Genomic DNA, 18,106 nt, shown 5'->3' on the forward strand with positions numbered 1-18,106 from the left:
GCAGAGCGTTTGCGCGAACGTGAACACCGGGTTGCCGACATTGGTAATAGCTACAGCTACGGTTCAGCAATGAATGTTAACGCGCACTTTTCCATGGACTGATGCACGTTACTGTAGGCGCACCTTTTAGCGACTCATCTCCACCCGGTTTTGTTGCTCCTTTCAAAACCGGATTTAGCGCTCTTTTCTACGAAAGAGCGTTTTTTTTTATTTGACAACAGCAGACGATAGAAGCGCTCACCCGCGACTGTCCAATTTGCCATCAGGCGAAAAGCCGAGGTGATTCATGGGTGAATACCGAAGATTATGGTGGATGTTGATCGGCATCCTGGGAATAACGTTCTGCCTGCTCGGCTGGTTCGGACGCGAGATCTATCGTCAGGCGCCGCCGATTCCGGAACGTGTACTGAGTACCGATGGGCACACGTTGTTTCAAGCCGATGACATTGTCGACGGTCAAACGGCCTGGCAGAGCGTCGGTGGCATGCAGCTCGGATCCATCTGGGGTCATGGGGCCTACCAGGCGCCGGACTGGACCGCCGACTGGCTGCACCGCGAGCTAGTCGCCTGGCTCGATCTGGCGGCAGGTGACAGTTATGGCAGCCCCTATGCTGACCTTGATGAAGATCAGCAAGCATCGCTACGCCATCAGCTCAAGCGTGAATACCGCGGCAATCGCGTTATTGACGGCACGTTGGTGCTCAGCCCTCGACGCAGCCAAGCGATCCAGCAGACCGCTAGCTACTACAACGCGTTGTTTGGCGGCGATCCAGCCTTGCACGGCAGCCGCGAAAGCTTTGCGATGAAAGAGGTCACCCTGCCGGATCCTGCACGCCGACTGCAATTGACTCGTTTCTTCTTCTGGACAGCCTGGGCCGCCGCAACCGAGCGGGATGGCCACAACAGCACGTTCACAAACAACTGGCCTCACGAGCCACTGATCGACAATACCCCGGCGGCTGAAAACATCATCTGGTCGATGGTCAGTGTCATCGTGCTGGTTGCCGGCGTCGGTTTCCTTGTGTGGGCCTGGGCGTTTCTGCGCAAGCACGATGATGTCGAACCCGTTGCCCCGGCTCAGGATCCCATCAGTCTGGTGGCCCTGACACCGTCCCAGAAAGCCTTGGGCAAATACCTGCTGCTCGTCTGCGCACTCTTCGGTTTTCAGGTGATGATGGGCGGGTTGACGGCCCACTACACCGTTGAAGGGCAGGATTTCTACGGGCTTCCACTGTCGAAGTGGTTCCCCTACTCCCTCACGCGCACCTGGCATCTGCAAAGTGCGATGTTCTGGATCGCCACCGGTTTCCTCGCCGCCGGGCTGTTCCTCGCCCCGATCATCAACGGCGGGAAAGACCCCCGAGGCCAAAGGCTCGGTGTGGACCTGCTGTTTTGGGCGCTGGTGGTGGTCATCATCGGCTCTTACTGCGGCAACTTTCTCGCCATCGCACAGTTGCTGCCGCCCGAGTGGAGTTTTTGGCTCGGCCACCAAGGCTACGAATACGTCGACCTGGGCCGCCTGTGGCAGATGGGAAAATTTGCCGGGATTGTCTTTTGGCTCGTGCTGATGTTGCGCGCCATGGTCCCGGCGCTACGCAACCCTGGCGATAAAAACCTGCTGGCGTTGCTGGCATGTTCGGTAGTTGCCATCGGCCTGTTCTACGGCGCAGGTCTGTTTTACGGCGAACGCACCCATCTGTCCGTGATGGAATACTGGCGTTGGTGGGTCGTGCATCTTTGGGTCGAAGGTTTTTTTGAAGTGTTTGCCACCAGCGCCTTGGCCTTTATCTTCACCACCATGGGCCTGGTCTCGAAGAGACTGGCGACAACGGCAACACTGGCTTCCGCCTCGTTGTTCATGCTTGGCGGTGTGCCCGGCACCTTTCACCATATCTATTTTTCCGGGACCACTACGCCAGTGATGGCCGTGGGGGCGACCTTCAGTGCCCTGGAAGTCGTGCCACTGATTCTGCTGGGCCATGAAGCCTGGGAGAACTGGCGTTTGCGCGACCGTGCGCCCTGGATGGAGCGCGTGCGCTGGCCCTTGCAGTTTTTTGTCGCCTGCGCGTTCTGGAACATGCTCGGCGCCGGGGTCTTCGGCTTCCTGATCAACCCGCCGATCGCCCTGTTCTACATACAAGGTTTGAACGCCACCCCGCTCCATGCCCACGCGGCTTTGTTTGGAGTGTATGGCTTTCTGGCGCTGGGTTTCGGTTTGCTGATCCTGCGCTACATCCGCCCGCACCTGCGGCTGAATGACCGTCTCATGAACACCGGATTCTGGTGGTTGAATGCAGGCCTAATGCTGATGATCTTCACCAGCCTGCTACCGATCGGTGTGCTTCAGTTTTACGCCAGCGCTAGCCAGGGATTGTGGTACGCGCGCAGCGAGGCTTTCATGCAGCAGGACGTGTTGCAGACCTTGCGCTGGATGCGAACTTTCGGCGATGTGGTGTTTATGGTGGGCGCTTTTGCCGTGATCGGACAGATCACCGGTGGTCTGCTCAAGACGTCGGCGAAAACGCTGGTTGGCGAGGCAGCCCTCACGACCCGGCGGTGAATGGATTTCACCCCGACCTTTATTGGCCCCCTCTGCGCGTGACAGGTCTGCTTCTTTATTTACTTTCGGGAATCAGACCTTATGTCCGCGCAACAAAGCCTGGCGGACATCGCACGCGGAGGTTATGCCGCTCGGGGCGTGTTCTACCTGATCTTCGGTACTTTTGCCTTGCTCGCCGCTCAAGACTCGACCAAAACCAAGGACAACCAAAAAAGCCTTGAGTCCTTGCTGAGTCAGCCATTCGGCTATGTTCTGGTCGCGATGCTGGTGGTCGGGCTGCTTGCCTTTGCCGGTCGGCACGTGCTGCAGCCACCCGCGACGTTGACCATCACGGTACACAGTTAAAGAGTTTGGTGATCCGTTCCGGCCTGCTGGCGGGAGGCATTATCAATGGCGCACTGGCTTTTTTCGCGGCGGGCCTGTTGATTGGCAGCATCAGGCGCTCAGGCGATTCCTGTGGCAGTCAAACCAGGGATCTGCTCGCGCACCTGCTGTCCTAGGAGCACTCGAATCTGCTGGTGTATCTCATCACACTCATCCCCCTCGGCGTCGGTCTCGCCCACCTCTTCAAAAGGCTGGATGGTCTCGTTTGAAAAGTACTTTGAAGCTGACGAAGACGTTATGCGCTATGTGCGTCCGGTGTCGCGGTTCGGTCTGATCGCCCGCGGCGTGGTGTTTATGGAGATCGCCCTGTTCCTGGTCGTCAGCGGTTCGACTTATAAGGCGATGGATCCGCCCGGCATGAAGAACGCACTCGATGCGCTGCAGAATCTGCCGGCCGGTGCTGTGATTTTGATGGTGATGGGGCTGATCGCTTTTTCGGTCTATAGCTTCGTCGAAGCGGCCTGGCGCAAGATCAATACGGATGTGCCAGGAGTCCCGCGTGTCTGGCCTTACGAGGCAAGGGTCTGCATCGCGCAAATCCTGACGCGGTGGCCTGCCAACGATGGCAATTTCACAGGCACCGAACCGATAAACCAACGCCGGGCCAGCCCTACAAGGGCGTCAATTCAGCGTAGCTGGCGACGCCAAGGTCAAACAGACCGGCCATGTGCGCAGCACCGAAATCCAGTGGATCAGCGTCCATATCGGAGGGCAGCGCCGCGTAGCGCAGCTGGACGTTGTGGCGATGGGCAAACGCGGTGGCCATCGCCAGGTGCATGCGCAAATTGGCCCGGCTGAGTGAGTCGAACGATCGACTCATGATCGCCACTGCACCGCCGTTCAACTGGTTGTTGCGGGGCGCCATTGGCGCGTTGATGATGATGAAGATCTTGCCCGGCATCAGGCTGGGTTGATTGATTTGCCACTGTACCAGCGCTTCCGGCAGCAACATGAACGGTGAGTTGATTCCTCCGTCAGCGTGCATTTCCGACGTTTCACCGTCGGCAATCGGTACCGGCGGAAAGATTCCCGGGACGCTGGCCGACGCCGTCATGATGGTGCGAAACAACGCCAGGGCTTGTTGCTCGTTGCCGGGTTCCCGGGCGGACAGGGCAATCGCCCCCATGTCCCAGATGTGCGTTTCCTGAGTATCGAGATTGGTGGTGGCCACCAGCAATCGGCGACCCCGGCAATGCTGGTCGGCAACGGCCTGCAGTAACGCGGGACTGGTGTAGCGCTCGACGAGCTCGGCAAGCGGTTCGCCGCTGTATAGCGACGGTCGGGCCAGCATGCCAAGGCCGCGCTCTGTCAATTGCGTGGCGCCCACGCTGCGGTAACCCTGTATCAGACGGGGATCCCAGTATTTGCCGGCGAAGGCCAGCGGGGCGATCAATGCCCCGGTGCTGACGCCGGTCACCAGATCAAATTCAGGGCGAGTACCGCTGCGGCTCCAGCCCACCAGAACCCCGGCGCCAAACGCACCATTGGCGCCTCCTCCGGAAATGGCCAGTGCCGTGATGCTCGTGCGTCCGGCCTTTTCGCGATCTACCTCCCAGGACTGCATGAACTCCATGGATTGTTCGGCGTTATCGGCCACAAAACGAAAGCGCTTCAGAGAAGAAAACTGGCGAGTCGGCTGGGGGGTTGAAACCGTGTCAATCATCGGTCGACTGAGCGAACCACACCCGCTCAACATCAGTTCGAGGGTGAGCATGATCAATACCAGCACGCGGCGCGATGTCTGACACAAAGGCTGATCGCTCATAACAAAACATCCCCTGGAAAAAAATCGGCAACATCGTGGGGAAGCAAGATGGAAGGAAGAATAGCGCACCCCAAAAACAATCGTCTGCTTATTGCCTGCCGCATTAACCATCTGAACAGACAGGTTTCCTGCGATATTATTTTGATTCTCAGGCGCTTACCCGGATGGGCGCGGAATCGATAACCAACCTGGCATTTTAATGGCTGGCATGGGCAATCGATATGACATATAACCCCGAATAACGGCCAGCTGAAAAATTTGAAAATTCTATATAATCGTTTTGAAGACTAGTTATCGCGACAACTTGACAAGCTTGCGCCGAGAATTTATTTCACCTCGCTCCCGACACACTGAAACAACGCCACTGCAGGCGAAAACCGAGCCTCGAAACGCCCATGAATTCGATTGTCCACGACCCCCTCCGCCCCACCGAATCGCTTTCGTTACCGCGCATTCTGGTATTTCTTGCTTACCCGCAGATGGGCTTGCTGGATTTGACGGGGGCCCAGACTGTGTTCTGGGCGGCCTCTAAAGCCATGAACGAACGCGGACTTGCGGGTTACGAGCTGCACACTGCCAGCCTCGAGGGTGGATTGATCGCCACCGCCGAAGGCCTGTCGGTGCACACGACAGCCCTGCATTTGTTCAATGACAGCAGTGTCGATACCTTGATCGTGCCGGGCGCGCCGAACATTCGTCAGGCCATGATCGATGGCGTCGCGCTGGTGGACTGGCTGCGCGAGGCTTCGGTCAAAGCAAAACGCACCGCTTCGGTGTGCAGCGGTACATTTCTGCTGGCCCAGGCCGGCTTGCTCGAGGGGCTGCGTGCTGCCACGCATTGGGCGATGTGCGACATGCTGAAGAGCGGTTTCCCGACGATCGACGTCGACGTCGATGCCATTTTCATTCAGCAAGGCTCGGTCTGGACTTCGGCGGGCGTCAGCACCGGCATCGACATGGCGCTGGCCCTCGTGGAGGCTGATTGCGGTCGCGAAGTGGCGTTGCAGGTGGCGCGAGAATTGGTGGTGTTTCTCAAGCGGCCCGGTGGCCAGGCGCAGTTCAGCCTGTTGCTGCAATCGCAAATGGACGAAAGCTCCGGCTTCGACGCATTGCATCTTTGGATCAGCGAAAACCTCAGTGACGCCAGCCTGACCGTTGAATCACTGGCTCGCCAGGCGCAAATGAGCCAGCGCAATTTTGCCCGGGTCTACAAACGCAAGATCGGCCGCACACCGGCAAAGGCCATCGAACTGTTTCGCATGGAAGCCGCACGGCGGATGCTCGAAGACTCGCAGCGCAACATCGATCAGATCGCCCAGCTGTGTGGTTTTGGCGATGAGGAGCGCATGCGCTACACCTTCCATCGCCATCTCTCGATTTCACCGCGCGAATACCGCAATCGGTTCTCACGCTGACGCCAGGCGTTTTCTCTGCAACCAGCCGAGCAAGCCGCTTCGCTTGATCTGTTCAGGTTTCTTAGCGACCACCGATTCACGAATGTCTTCGCGCTGGTGCTGCAAATTATCCAGCGCCAGTTGCAGATCGCTGAAGTGTTCCAGATGCATGCCTAGCATGGCTTTCTCGATCCGGAACAAGCGCCCGCTGGTGATGCTGCGAAACTCGGCCCGTGACCGACCTTGCGCGAGAATGCCCTCCTCGCCCATGATTTCGCCTGGCCCCATTCGCGCGGCTTCAATGAAGCGCTCGCCGTCATGGATCGACGCCGAGATCACGCCGGTACTAATGACCATCAGGCAGTCCGCCACTTCCTCGAAAGCGAGAATCACCTGATTGGCCTGGTAGTCCACCGTCGTCATGTGACCGGCCAGCCGGTCGCGATCTTCGAGGCTCAACGAGCGGAAAACCCGGACCTCCTCCAGCAAGCGTCGCGGACGACTCCAGGTCTGAATGTCCGCCGCCGTTCCCCAATTGACGCCGGACGCTTCGAGGTGTCGATACGCGAGGTCGAACATCAGGTTGCGAACTTCGGTCTTGCGCGACATCGATTCGATGAAGCCCTTGAGCTCATATTCGTTGTATTCCAGGTGCGAGCTTTTGACCGAGACCTTGGGGGCAAATCCGGGCAGCAAGGCGCGTGTGCCTTGAAGGGCCTTTTCCAGTGCGTCGATTGCCTGTCGCGGGCGCACGGTGCTCGGAATCGCCATGACGATACTGACGCCATGCACATTGCCGGGCCGGCTGAAGTTGAGGATTTTGGCTTTCGCCGCCACCGAATTCGGTACCACCGCCATGGCGCCCAGGTCTGTCAGCAAGTGAGTTGAACGCCAGTCGATCTCGACCACTTTGCCTTCGGTGCCGTCGATGGAGATGCGGTCATCCAGTTCGTACGGCTTGGTAGTGTTGAGCACAATGCCCGAGAACACATCGCTCAAGGTACTTTGCAACGCGAGGCCGACGACGATTGCCATCGCCCCCGACGTGGCAAGCAGTCCCTTGACCGGCAACTGCAGGACATACGCAGCCGCCCCGACAATGGCGATCAGGAAAATCGCAGCGCCGATCACGTCGTGCAACAGGCGCGAAGTGTGGCCTTCGCGCGAGGTCAGGCCATTGCTCAAAATCACCGTCAGGGTCCTGGCCGCAAACAGCCACCAGGCGATGCCCAGGACGGTCGCCATCAGGTTGAGGATCGCATCCTCCGGCCATAACGGCGGCTGCAACGGGCTGATACCTGCCGCCGTCAGCACCCAACAGAACGCCACGAACAGGGCAATCCGCGAGCAGACTCGCCAGCCAGGCCGGGTGATGCCCAGGCAATGCCAAAGTGACAAGTCGAGCAGGATTAGGACTGCGCCGATGATCAAAGGGTGAGCTTGCAATAAATTGAGCATGGTCTTTCCCGGATATCTGGATCTGTTCGCTTCAGGCAACCGCTGAAATGAAGTGCTCGACAGGCGTCAGTCGCGCAAGCGAAGCATCCTGTTCGCAGAGAAACGCGCTGCACCGCGCGCGCAGCCAACGTTCACCTGGATCGTTATGCGTCGCCCCGCGCCAGACCATCGACAGCTCTCGCTGCGGCAGATCGAGCGGGGCAAATTCGGCGCGCAACCCGCCGATCATCGCCATGGATCGGGCGATGTAATCCGGGACGATGGCAATCATGTCGCTGTCGGCCAGCAGCATCGGCAGCGCGCTGAACTGCGGGACCGTCAGCACAACTTTGCGCTGACGTCCGAGGTGGCTCAGCGCGCGATCAGCCTCTTCAATGACATTGCCCATTGATGACACCACGACATGGGGGCGACAGCAGAATTCATCCAGCCCCAACTCCCCGGACTGCGAATCGGCACGCAACAGCATCGGGCGTATTGGCCGCAGCCCTTTGCGCCGGGCGTTGGCGGGCAGCTCCAGGGTGTGGCTGATGCCCAGGGATATTTCCCCCGATGCCAACAATTGCGACATCTGCCAGTGATCCGCGCGGCGCACCACCAGCGTCATGTTCGGCGCCTCGATCCGCAGACGACGCAGCAGCGATGGCAACAGCGCGTATTCGACGTCATCCGAAAGACCGATATGAAAGGTCGCCTCGCTGGTGCCGGGGTCGAATGCCTGACACCGGCTCAGGGCCGCCGCGATGCCATCCAGCGCGGGCGCGAGGTTGGAAAAAATCTCTTCCGCCCGGGATGTCGGCTCCATCAAACGGCCCGACCGAATGAACAGCGGATCGTCGAACATCAAACGCAAACGGCCGAGCGCACTACTGATGGTCGGTTGACCGAGAAACAGCTTCTCGCCGACACGACTTACATTTCGTTCGTGCATCATCGACTCAAAGACCACCAGCAGATTGATGTCAGCACGACGCAGGTCATTTCTGTTCATCATGGAAACCGCCCGGCCATGTGGCCATTGAGGTTGGGTAAATAGCGTCTCACCTCCCCCCTTCAAGCAATCCGGAGTAGCGATTCGCGGTGTATGCACAGGTTATGCGGGTGACCGGCAGACGTATGTCCTACCTGAGGACAGGCCATTCATCCATGGGTGTGCCGTTTCATACTTGAGTATGGGAACGATGAAAAATCCGGGACTGCCTGTGCCAGCGATGGCGCCCGTGAAATCTCCATCGCCGGCAAGCCGTGCTCTCCTGCAGCTTCGCGGCTGTTCGACAGTCCGCGTGGCTGTTTTTCAGGGGTTTATGTCCTATCAGATGCGAACGATTGCTTCTACGATAGCCCCCATGCTCCGCCCCCTCGAAATCAGGAGTGCATGACCCCAATGAAAAACAACAGGTCTGCCACTGCGCGCAAAGCGCCGCCGTTTTTCAGCAACGTCTTCGGCACAGCGCCGCGCATGCCCAGCCTGAGGACTGCCGAAGCCGCCATCAGCATCAGCCCCAACCCGTTGATCAACGCCCTGGGATGGCTGATCGGACTGGTAGTGGCCTGCGGAATCGTGGTGATCAATTCCGAGACCCACACCGACCTCGCTCCGACGATTCTCTACATCACCCTGTTACTGATGGCGGCCAATCTGTTCTCCATCAACGCGGTGATCTCCATTGCGCTGATGTGCATCCTGTTGCTGACGGCGATGTTTCTTTACAACGGCGGTTATCAACGCTGGGATTCGACCACCGGTTTTTTCCGCTGCCTGACCGCCCTGTCAGCGATTACTTTCCTGGCCCTGCGCAGCAAATACGCGGCTGACCGCCTGCGTCTTAACGAGGTCTACCTGATCGGTGCCCAACGCTTGAGCCAGACCGGTAGCGTCGGTTTTCGGGGTGACGGCGAAGAAATGTCCTGGTCGGACGAATCGGCGCGGATTTTCGAATACCCGCTGACTCAACCCCCGACCGCTGCAATGGTTGTGGCGCGCACCCACCCCGATGATCTGGCCTCGGTATACGAAGTGTTTGCCAAGGCGGCCCGGCATGAGCCGCTGATCGAAATCAAACACCGGCTGCTGATGCCCGACGGTCGCATCAAACACGTGCACATGATTGCCAGCCCGCTGTTTAAACAGCAGGAAAGCTGCGAATACCTTGGCGCGATCATGGACATCACCGCCAGCAAGGAGGCTGAGACGGCGCTCTTTTGCGCTCAAGCGCAGCTGGCGCACGTTACCCGCGTCACCTCGTTGGGTGAGCTCGCTGCGTCGATTGCCCACGAAGTGAATCAGCCATTGAGCGCGATCACCAGCAGCGGCGAAGCCTGTCGACGCTGGCTGGATCGGCCTGTTCCAGACCTGAACGAAGCGCTGCAATCGCTGGATCGAATCATCGCCAGTTCGTGCCGCGCCAGTGATGTCATCAGCCGCATCAGGGCACTGTCGCGCAAATGCGATCCGTTGCGCCAGCCGGAATCACTCAACAATATCGTCAGTGAGACCCTGGGCCTGGTCCAGCAAGAGATGGCGCACCACAACATCAGCCCGCAAGTCGAACTGTTGGCATTCTCTGGCCAAGTCCAGGTGGATCGGGTACAAATGCAGCAAGTGATCATCAACCTGATCATCAACGCCTGCCACGCCATGGGCGCGGTGAAAGTGCGTGATCGCGTGTTGCATGTGCGCACCTGGATCAGTGACGACGAGGCGGTGGTGGAAGTGGCGGACCAGGGCTCAGGCATCGCCGCCGACGTCTTGCCATCACTGTTCACCCCGTTTTTCACCACCAAGGAAAGCGGGCTGGGGATGGGTCTGTCCATCTGCCGCTCGATCATTGATTTTCATGGCGGGCGGATCTGGGCAACCAGTACCGTCGGCCAGGGTACGTCGTTCAAATTCGCATTGCCGTTGCTGACCAGCGGCGGCGCGAACTGAACCACCCGACCCGACACTCATTGCTGAATCAGGACTACCGCCCTCTATGGAAGCCCCATGAACGAGCATCACCCCATGAACAAAGTCGTCAACAATGAGCCGCTGGTCTTCATCGTCGATGATGATGCACCGCTGCGTGAGGCACTCGGCAGTTTGTTGCGCTCCATCGGATTGCAGGTCGAACTGTTTGGTTCTGTTGCCGATTTCATGAGCTACCAGCGCCCCGATATTGCCAGTTGCCTGGTACTTGACGTGCGGCTGCAGGGCACCAGCGGGCTGGATTTTCAGCACGAGTTGGTGGCGGCCAATATCAACCTGCCAATTGTGTTCATGACCGGTCACGGCGACATCGCCATGACGGTGCGGGCAATGAAGGCTGGCGCCGTAGATTTCCTGGCCAAACCCTTTCGGGAGCAGGACTTGATCGACGCCGTTTCCGCCGCCCATGCCCGGGACAAAGTGCGCCGCGAATCCGAGCGTGGCAACGATGAACTACGCGGCCGCTACGCGACGCTGACGCCAAGAGAACAAACGGTGATGGCGCTGGCGGTGTCGGGCCTGATGAATAAACAGATTGCCGGCGAAATCGGCTTGAGCGAAATCACAGTCAAGATCCATCGCGGTCAGGCCATGCGCAAAATGTTCGCCCGCTCCTTTGCCGATCTGGTGCGCATGGCACAAGCGCTCGGCCTCAACCAGACTCAATAAGGTTTCTATACGCACGTATAGTACGCCGCGCGTCAGGACGGCGTATCTTGCGATGATGACGGGCGCCCTCGATGGGCTACCCGAGATCAGCCCAGGTATAGAAATGTCCTACACCGCTGTTGTTTCCGTTGTTGACGATGACGAGTCCGTGCGAGCTGCCCTGGACAGTTTGTTGCGCTCCCACGGCTATACGGTACGGGTGTATGCCACCGCTGAAGCGTTTCTTTCATCCGCCGCGCCACAAGACACCGGCTGCCTCATCTCCGATATACAAATGCCCGGCATGTCGGGCATTCAAATGTATGACGAGCTATCCGCCAGGGGCATCCGGGTCCCGGTCATTTTCATCACCGGCTACCAGGGCTCACCGCCGCGGGTCAGCGCCGAAGCGCCTGAACCCATCGCGTATTTTCCAAAACCCTTCCCTTGCTGCGAACTCGTGGCCTGCGTCGAAGATGCCCTCACTCGCCACGCCTGAAAGCCGTTCCACCCTGTTTTAATACTTTGGTATGCCCGCCTCATACCTAGACGTGTCGCCACTGACCCTAGGTAGAAGTGCCCTGCCTCCACCCCCTCGATAACATCCCCTACAGCGAACCGAAACGGATTAAGTGCCGCGCTTATCCATCAAGCCACGCACCTGGATCAAGCCGCGACGCTGTCACGCTTAAACCGACAATCCATTTAATGATCGACTTTGTCTTCCGGAGTAATCCCATGAAACAGAACATTCTAGTAATTGGCGCAGGGTTTGGTGGCGTATGGAGCGCATTGGGCGCAGCCCGTCTGTTGGATAAGCATGACCGCAACGACGTGCAGATCACCCTCCTCGCGCCCCAGGCAGAACTGCGCATCCGTCCGCGCTTCTACGAGGCGGACGTGCACACCATGATGGCGCCGCTCGGTGATCTGTTCGACGCCGTGGGTGTGAAATTCGTCAAGGGAACCGCCGACAACATTGATGTCGATAAAAAGCAGGTTGCCTACAGCGATGTGTTCGGCACCCAAGGGATCCTGAGCTACGACCGACTGGTACTGGCCGCCGGTAGCCGCGTGGTTCGCCCGGCGCTTGAAGGCATCATCGAACACGCCTTCGATGTCGATCAGATCGAAGAAGCCACGCGTCTCGAAGCCCACATAAAGGCACTCAAGGATCTGCCGGACAGTGCTGCACGCAACACTGTAGTCGTCGCCGGCGGTGGCTTCACTGGGATTGAAACGGCCACCGAAATGCCGGCCCGGCTGCGCTCCGCCTTGGGCGACGATGCCAGGATCCGCGTGATCGTGGTGGATCGCGGTCCGCAAATCGCCGCGTCGATGGGTGACGGGATTCGTCCATCCATCGTTGAAGCATCCAATCACCTGGGCATCGAGTGGGTGCTCAACGCTTCGGTCGCCTCGGTGGATGCGGGCGGCGTGACCCTGGCTGACGGTCAGCGCATCGAGTCCAGCACGGTGATCTGGACCGTCGGCTTCCGCGCCAGTCCGTTGACTGAACAAGTGGTCGGTACCCGCGATCCGCAGGGTCGCCTGCACGTCGATGGCAACCTGAAAGTGCTGGGGCATGCCGATGTGTATGCCGCCGGCGACGTGGCGTACGCCGCCACCGACGACCTTGGCAATTTTGCCGGCATGTCCTGCCAGCATGCCATCAGCCTGGGCCGTTACGCCGGCAACAACGTCGCGGCGGATCTGCTGGGTGTCGAACCGATTACCTACAGCCAGCCCAAATACGTGACTTGCCTGGACCTCGGTGCATGGGGCGCAGTCTTTACCGAAGGCTGGGACCGTCAGTTGAAACTGGTCAAGCACGAAGCCAAGGAGCTCAAGACGCAAATCAACACCGTGTGGATCTACCCGCCGGTGGCTGATCGCGCGATCGCGCTGGCGGCTGCCGACCCGTTGATTCCTGTGGCCTGACCCACCTTGCAAAGAATACTCGTGGCCACGGCAGACCGAGCCGCAACTCGGCTGCCGTCGAGGGCTGCGGGCCTTCATTGCGCTTCACTGTGCACTTCCAGAGTGACCCGACATGTACGGCTTTTTCGAGAATCCGATCCGAGTGTTGAAGCTGTCTCACGTACTGTTGATCGGCGGGCTGCTCATGCTGCTGGTCGGGATTATCCTGGCTTATTTCTGTGATGCCTACCTGACGTTGCCCGCTCTTGTCGGTTCCCACGCGATGACCATTCTTGGTCCGACCGCGATCAAACTGGGCTACGTGATGCGACTGCTGGCGTTCAATCGACTGCGCCTCAATCGCGTCGCGACAGGCGACTGCATCGTCGCGTGATCCAAACGCTCTTCCCTACCCGGCTCAGCGCTCTCCTTGCTGAACCGGCACTTCCCAAACGCCCGCCACTCGATTTTTTGGCGGGCGTTTTTTTGTCTGTGCAATAAGCGCGAAGCCCTGCCAGCCCGATCCTCCCTGTATTCATGCCACCCACAGGAGCCCGGCTTGCCGGCGATAGCGCCCGTGAAATCGCCATCGCCAGCAAGCCGGCTCCTACAGTTGATCGATGGCGTGTTTGGTTATCGGGTTCGCATGAAGATGCCGTTGTGTACGCCAGCAACGCTTGCCACTGCGCACATTCAAGCCACCGCCATCTCACAGCTCAGCGCAGGCAAAGCAATCGAAAACACGGCACCTTCGCCCTGATTGCTGGTAGCCCAGATTCGCCCCTCGTGAAACTCGATAATCGAACGGCAGATCGACAGCCCCATGCCCAGTCCGTCAGCCTTAGTGGTGAAGAATGGATTGAACAACGACGGCAACGCCTCTGCGCTGATACCCACGCCGCAATCGCGGACTTCCAGCATCGCCTCGCGGTCATGCACCCAACTGCGGATTTTCAATAGCCGGGTGCGCGGATCGACCTCGGTCATTGCCTGGCAGGCGTTGATGATCAGGTTCAGGATGACTTGCTGCAGCTGCACCCTGTCCGCGCTGATGTGCACCGGTGTCACCGCCAGTTCCACGCGCAATTTCACGTGACTGCGGCTCAACTCGTACTGCACCAGGCCCAGGGTTTCACTGACGATCTCGTTGAAGGACTCGCGCTGGCGTTCAGGGTCGCCATTGCGCGACAGCGTGCGGATGCGTCGGATGACTTCACTGGCGCGCGTAGAACTGCTGATCATCCGGTCCAGCGACATGCGCACTTCGCCCAGGTCAGGTTCGCTGCGGTCGAGCCAGCGGTGACAGGCTTCGCCGCTGGTCCTGATCGCCGCCAGCGGTTGGTTGACCTCATGCGCAATCGACGCCGCCAGCTCGCCCAGAGAAGTGACGCGCGTGACGTGGGCCAGTTGCGACTGGGATTGAAACAGCGCGTCCTCGGCTTTTCTCGCCGCTGTCACGTCCATCACGGCACCAACGTACTCGACGCCGCCATGCTGGACAGGCAACGGGTTGGCGATCATGTGGATGTGCTTGATCCGCCCGTCCGGCATCTGCAATCGATGCTCGACTTCCAGGCGCGGTTCGTGGCGCGAGAGTTGATCGAACACGGCTTCCACGAGATGCCGGTCATCCGGGTGCGTACGAGCGAGAACCTTGAGCATGCTCGGCGCTTCCTTCAACGAGTACTCGAAAATCCTCGCCGTTTCCGCCGACCAGAACATCTCCGAGCGGTCCACTCGGAACCCCACGCTGCCCACCTGACTCAGCCGCTGCGCACCCACCAGATAAGTTTCGTTGCGCCGTAATGTGTCCGCCAGATACTTACTGCGCACCGCCAGAAAAGTGATGGCGGACAGCGAAACAATGCAACGCACATAGGCACCGACGGCTTCGGTGTTCAGGTAGTCGCGCTCGACGATAAAAATGATGGTCAACACCGACAGGCACGCCAATGCAACGGTGATCACCAGCTTCACCGAAAACACATTGGCGGACATCAGCACGAGGGTGACGTAGAGCACGGTTGTCGCCACACTCAAGTTGGTAAAGAACTTGAATACAACGACAAAAGAGGCGACAAGCAACGCAATCAACAGCGCCATTGCGTCAGTCTGCAGGTAATCTTTTCTCAGCGTCACGGGCGTCATGGTTTGTCCGGGTTTAACGGGTCAACGGAGTGCCCGCAGCGGACCGTTAGCCCCGCAACGAGCTACTGGAAATCTACGTTTTGAACGTCTGAAACGTCGCCCGAATATAGTGAAAATGCGGCGTGCGCGACAGGACAAATAACCCTGAAATCACGCCGCCACCAAGGCGTCAGGCAGCGACACTTCTTCTTCGCCATTCAGAAAAACCGTACCCGCCGGAGGCTCCATGATGAGCCGGCCCCAGACACCCTCACCGTTGCTGCCGACACAGTGAAAGGCGTGCGTAGAAAAAATTGGCGGTCGTTCCATAGGAAGCTGGCGCCGGGTGAGACGCCAGCAACTGAGGTTGTAGTTTTCCGTCGGGGAAACGCGCTTCATACGCTTTGATGTTTTCCGGATCAGGTTTGCCGGTCTCCGGATCGGCTACGCGCGCTTGCAGGAAAGCGACAAACGAAGCGGATGTCGCGGCGAAAAAAACCGGCCCGGAAATCATCAGCAAATCGTAGGCGTCCGCATCGTTTTTCAAGCGCAATGACAAGCCGCGGACTGTCCGGCTTTTATCCGATACGTTCGGGTTGCCGCCGCCCACTGAGAAACGCAACACAGCAGGTACGCTGAGTGCGCGACCAACCCTGTGTGTGTGCCGGGCCATGGCGTCGTTTTTCTCGGAAGCCACCGGGCAACCGGCGGCGGACCACTGCCTGCGGGGGGAACGGTTGATCTGTCAGGATCTGATCCGACGGCCGGTGCGGGACGAGGCGTAACTTCCAGTGACGCTCAGCCCGTTGCCAGTACCATCAAAGCATCAAGACACCGGCTCGCGCCGATAGCGCCCGGGCGATTTGCCATGAACACGGCGGAAGGCGACACCGAAGGCGGCATCGGACAGATAGCCCAGTGACGCGGCTATCGTCGAGACGCTGTCGACGCTGTTAAGCAAGCGCGAGGCCGCAACACGCATCCGCCAGCGCGTCGCATATTCGACTGGCGCCTGACCCACGCGCAATTTGAACAAGGCAGCGAAACTCGAGCGGGACATACAGGCGATGTCCGCCATTTCCGCCAGCCTCCAGTTTCTTTCCGGCTGCAGGTGAACGGCTCGAAGCACTGCGGCAGTCGCGGGATTTTGCAACCCACCCAGCCAACTCAGATCAGCCGCATCGGCGGTCGTGATGTGATGCCTGAGCGCATGCATGAAAATCAGCCGCAGCAGGTCATTGCACATCGCATAAGCGCCCACCTGGTTCGACTGCCATTCGCGATCGAGTTCATCGAGCAACCAGGCAAATGATGATGCAGCCCCCGATTGCGCTCGGATGATGACGGCGGGCGGCAACAGATCGATCAACTCCGCGGCGCCCGGACTGCCCAGGGAAACGCTGCCGCCCAATAATTCCACGTCGTCGCCGCCCCCCAATGTCGCAGACTCACCGTCATTCGAAAAAACGTCGGCAGCGTCCACGGCCTCGACTTCCGGCGCGCTCGCCAAGATGAACGGAGTGCGCGACACCACGAAACAGTCACCGGCCCGCAGATGCCGGGCCGGCCTGTTTTGCATCAGCAGCCAACACTCGCCCCGCCGCACGACATTGAATTTCAACTCGATCGGACGAAAACGTAAGGCCCAATCGCCGCCGGCCAGCAAACGCACTGAGCAGGCTGCGCGCAAGCCCGCCAGGGCCAACACGTCAGACAACGGATCAGAGGTTGCATTCTGGATGATCAAGATAGAAATCCGGATGTATTGAACTGGTTCGTCCAGGGAGCTTAAACAACAATGAAGTCCTCCGATACCCGCGAAGGATATTTCCCATCATGACGTTCCAACTCTCCATCCAAACGCCGTTCAACGCCGCCAGTACTGCTGCCGAGGTCATGGCCGGCGTCGATCTGACCGGACAACTCGCCGTCGTTACGGGCGGTTATTCCGGGATCGGTCTGATCATCGCTAAAAGCCTGGCCAATGCCGGGGCCCAGGTCTTCGTGCCCGCCCGGGACCCGGAGCGTGCACGTGCCGCGCTGGCCGACACCGAAGGAGTGAGCGTCGCGGCCATGGATCTTTTGCTGCCGGATTCGATTCAAGCGTTTAGCCAAGGCATCGTCAGCGGCGGTCAACCCGTGTCGCTGCTGATCAATTGCGCAGGCGTGATGGCGACCCCCTTGAGTCGCGATACCGACGGGCACGAAGGCCAGTTTGCAACCAATCATCTCGGTCACTACCGACTGACATGCGGCCTGTGGCCTGCCCTCGTCGCCGCTGATTCGGCTCGGGTGATTGCAGTGTCGTCGCGAGGACACCAGATTGCCGAGGTCGATTTTTCGGACATCGATTTCCGCCGCCGCGCTTACGACAAATGGGTTGCCTACGGCCAATCCAAGACCGCCAATGCGCTGTTTGCAGTGGCTCTGGACCGACGCGGTCGCGAGCAAGGCGTGCGGGCGTTTTCGTTGCACCCGGGGCAGGTATTGACCGACCTTGCACGTCACTTGACCGCAGATGAAATTACCGCATTTGACGTACTGGATGAACACGGTCGACCACGCGTGACGCCGGAGGCCGGGCTGAAAACGATTGAGCAAGGTGCCGCGACTGCTCTGTGGTGCGCGACGAGCATCGAGTTGAATTCAATGGGTGGCGTTTACTGCGAAGACTGCAATATCGCACCGATCAACGAATCGGCGCTGGGGCGTAAAGGCGTGGCGAAATGGGCCATCAATGCCGATTTTGCCGAACGCCTTTGGACCTTGTCGGAGCAGTGGACAGGCATGACGATCGCGTGAGTCCATGAACTGTTGGCGCCAGCGTCGATGCGCAAAAAAGCCCGCAATACACTGTGGTGCGGGCCAAAACACTTGCCCTG

General features: G+C 59.1%; 14 protein-coding genes and 1 pseudogene. 9 read left to right on the forward strand and 6 right to left on the reverse strand.

The genetic code is table 11. From position 1 onward, the window contains the following. Positions 1 to 313 precede the first annotated feature (313 nt). Both ACM6I0_RS14790 and ACM6I0_RS14795 read left to right on the forward strand, forming a co-directional pair. A complete protein-coding gene (locus ACM6I0_RS14790; RefSeq protein ID WP_414922674.1) occupies positions 314 to 2,560 on the forward strand; it encodes a nitric-oxide reductase large subunit in 2,247 nt (748 codons plus the stop codon). Positions 2,561 to 2,641: 81 nt separating this feature from the next. Further along, positions 2,642 to 3,448 (forward strand): annotated as a pseudogene (locus ACM6I0_RS14795) (DUF1206 domain-containing protein); the annotation flags it as partial. A 106-nt stretch (positions 3,449 to 3,554) separates the two neighbouring features. On the opposite strand, the gene ACM6I0_RS14800 reads toward ACM6I0_RS14795, so the two are convergent. Further along, positions 3,555 to 4,709 (reverse strand): patatin-like phospholipase family protein, encoded by a 1,155-nt coding sequence (locus tag ACM6I0_RS14800; protein ID WP_414922675.1) that lies wholly within the window; start codon positions 4,707 to 4,709, stop codon positions 3,555 to 3,557. Positions 4,710 to 5,104: 395 nt separating this feature from the next. On the opposite strand from ACM6I0_RS14800, the gene ACM6I0_RS14805 reads away from it, so the two are divergent. Continuing rightward, positions 5,105 to 6,124, forward strand: a complete 1,020-nt coding sequence (locus tag ACM6I0_RS14805) for a GlxA family transcriptional regulator (RefSeq protein WP_414922676.1) — start codon at positions 5,105 to 5,107, stop codon at positions 6,122 to 6,124. Here the strand turns inward: ACM6I0_RS14805 and ACM6I0_RS14810 are convergent. Together ACM6I0_RS14810 and ACM6I0_RS14815 are read right to left on the reverse strand one after the other, a co-directional pair. After that, a complete protein-coding gene (locus ACM6I0_RS14810) occupies positions 6,116 to 7,561 on the reverse strand; it encodes a mechanosensitive ion channel domain-containing protein (protein WP_414922677.1) in 1,446 nt (481 codons plus the stop codon). The genes ACM6I0_RS14805 and ACM6I0_RS14810 overlap by 9 nt on opposite strands. A 31-nt stretch (positions 7,562 to 7,592) precedes the next feature. Beyond that, positions 7,593 to 8,555 (reverse strand): LysR family transcriptional regulator, encoded by a 963-nt coding sequence (locus tag ACM6I0_RS14815; RefSeq protein ID WP_414922678.1) that lies wholly within the window; start codon positions 8,553 to 8,555, stop codon positions 7,593 to 7,595. A 465-nt stretch (positions 8,556 to 9,020) separates the two neighbouring features. Between ACM6I0_RS14815 and ACM6I0_RS14820 the strand changes: the two genes are divergently transcribed. The 5 genes from ACM6I0_RS14820 (at position 9,021) to ACM6I0_RS14840 (ending at position 13,491) form a co-directional block, all read left to right on the forward strand. Next, a complete protein-coding gene (locus tag ACM6I0_RS14820) occupies positions 9,021 to 10,490 on the forward strand; it encodes a sensor histidine kinase (protein ID WP_414922688.1) in 1,470 nt (489 codons plus the stop codon). Between the two features lie 57 nt (positions 10,491 to 10,547). After that, a complete protein-coding gene (locus tag ACM6I0_RS14825; RefSeq protein ID WP_414922679.1) occupies positions 10,548 to 11,198 on the forward strand; it encodes a response regulator transcription factor in 651 nt (216 codons plus the stop codon). Positions 11,199 to 11,301: 103 nt separating this feature from the next. Continuing rightward, a complete protein-coding gene (locus ACM6I0_RS14830) occupies positions 11,302 to 11,676 on the forward strand; it encodes a response regulator transcription factor (RefSeq protein ID WP_414922680.1) in 375 nt (124 codons plus the stop codon). 239 nt (positions 11,677 to 11,915) lie between these two features. Further along, the gene (locus ACM6I0_RS14835; RefSeq protein ID WP_414922681.1) at positions 11,916 to 13,118 is read left to right on the forward strand and encodes an NAD(P)/FAD-dependent oxidoreductase; all 1,203 of its coding nucleotides are present in this window, start codon (positions 11,916 to 11,918) and stop codon (positions 13,116 to 13,118) included. Positions 13,119 to 13,230: 112 nt separating this feature from the next. After that, complete coding sequence (locus ACM6I0_RS14840) at positions 13,231 to 13,491, forward strand: transmembrane sensor/regulator PpyR (RefSeq protein ID WP_414922682.1); 261 nt, start codon at positions 13,231 to 13,233, stop codon at positions 13,489 to 13,491. A gap of 299 nt (positions 13,492 to 13,790) precedes the next feature. Here ACM6I0_RS14840 and ACM6I0_RS14845 read toward each other — a convergent pair whose 3' ends face one another. The 3 genes from ACM6I0_RS14845 to ACM6I0_RS14855 all read right to left on the reverse strand — a co-directional run bounded on the left by ACM6I0_RS14845 (position 13,791) and on the right by ACM6I0_RS14855 (position 16,971). Continuing rightward, the gene (locus ACM6I0_RS14845) at positions 13,791 to 15,245 is read right to left on the reverse strand and encodes a sensor histidine kinase (protein WP_414922683.1); all 1,455 of its coding nucleotides are present in this window, start codon (positions 15,243 to 15,245) and stop codon (positions 13,791 to 13,793) included. Positions 15,246 to 15,495: 250 nt separating this feature from the next. Next, complete coding sequence (locus ACM6I0_RS14850; RefSeq protein ID WP_414922689.1) at positions 15,496 to 15,897, reverse strand: catalase; 402 nt, start codon at positions 15,895 to 15,897, stop codon at positions 15,496 to 15,498. Positions 15,898 to 16,050: 153 nt separating this feature from the next. Then, positions 16,051 to 16,971 (reverse strand): AraC family transcriptional regulator, encoded by a 921-nt coding sequence (locus ACM6I0_RS14855; protein ID WP_414922684.1) that lies wholly within the window; start codon positions 16,969 to 16,971, stop codon positions 16,051 to 16,053. A gap of 89 nt (positions 16,972 to 17,060) precedes the next feature. On the opposite strand from ACM6I0_RS14855, the gene ACM6I0_RS14860 reads away from it, so the two are divergent. Further along, positions 17,061 to 18,026 carry an oxidoreductase gene (locus tag ACM6I0_RS14860; protein WP_414922685.1) on the forward strand — a complete coding sequence of 322 codons (966 nt, stop codon included), beginning with the start codon at positions 17,061 to 17,063 and terminating at the stop codon, positions 18,024 to 18,026. Positions 18,027 to 18,106: the final 80 nt, after the last annotated feature.

This window comes from Pseudomonas sp. IT-P294, assembly GCF_949767865.1.
Taxonomy (GTDB): Bacteria; Pseudomonadota; Gammaproteobacteria; order Pseudomonadales; family Pseudomonadaceae; genus Aquipseudomonas.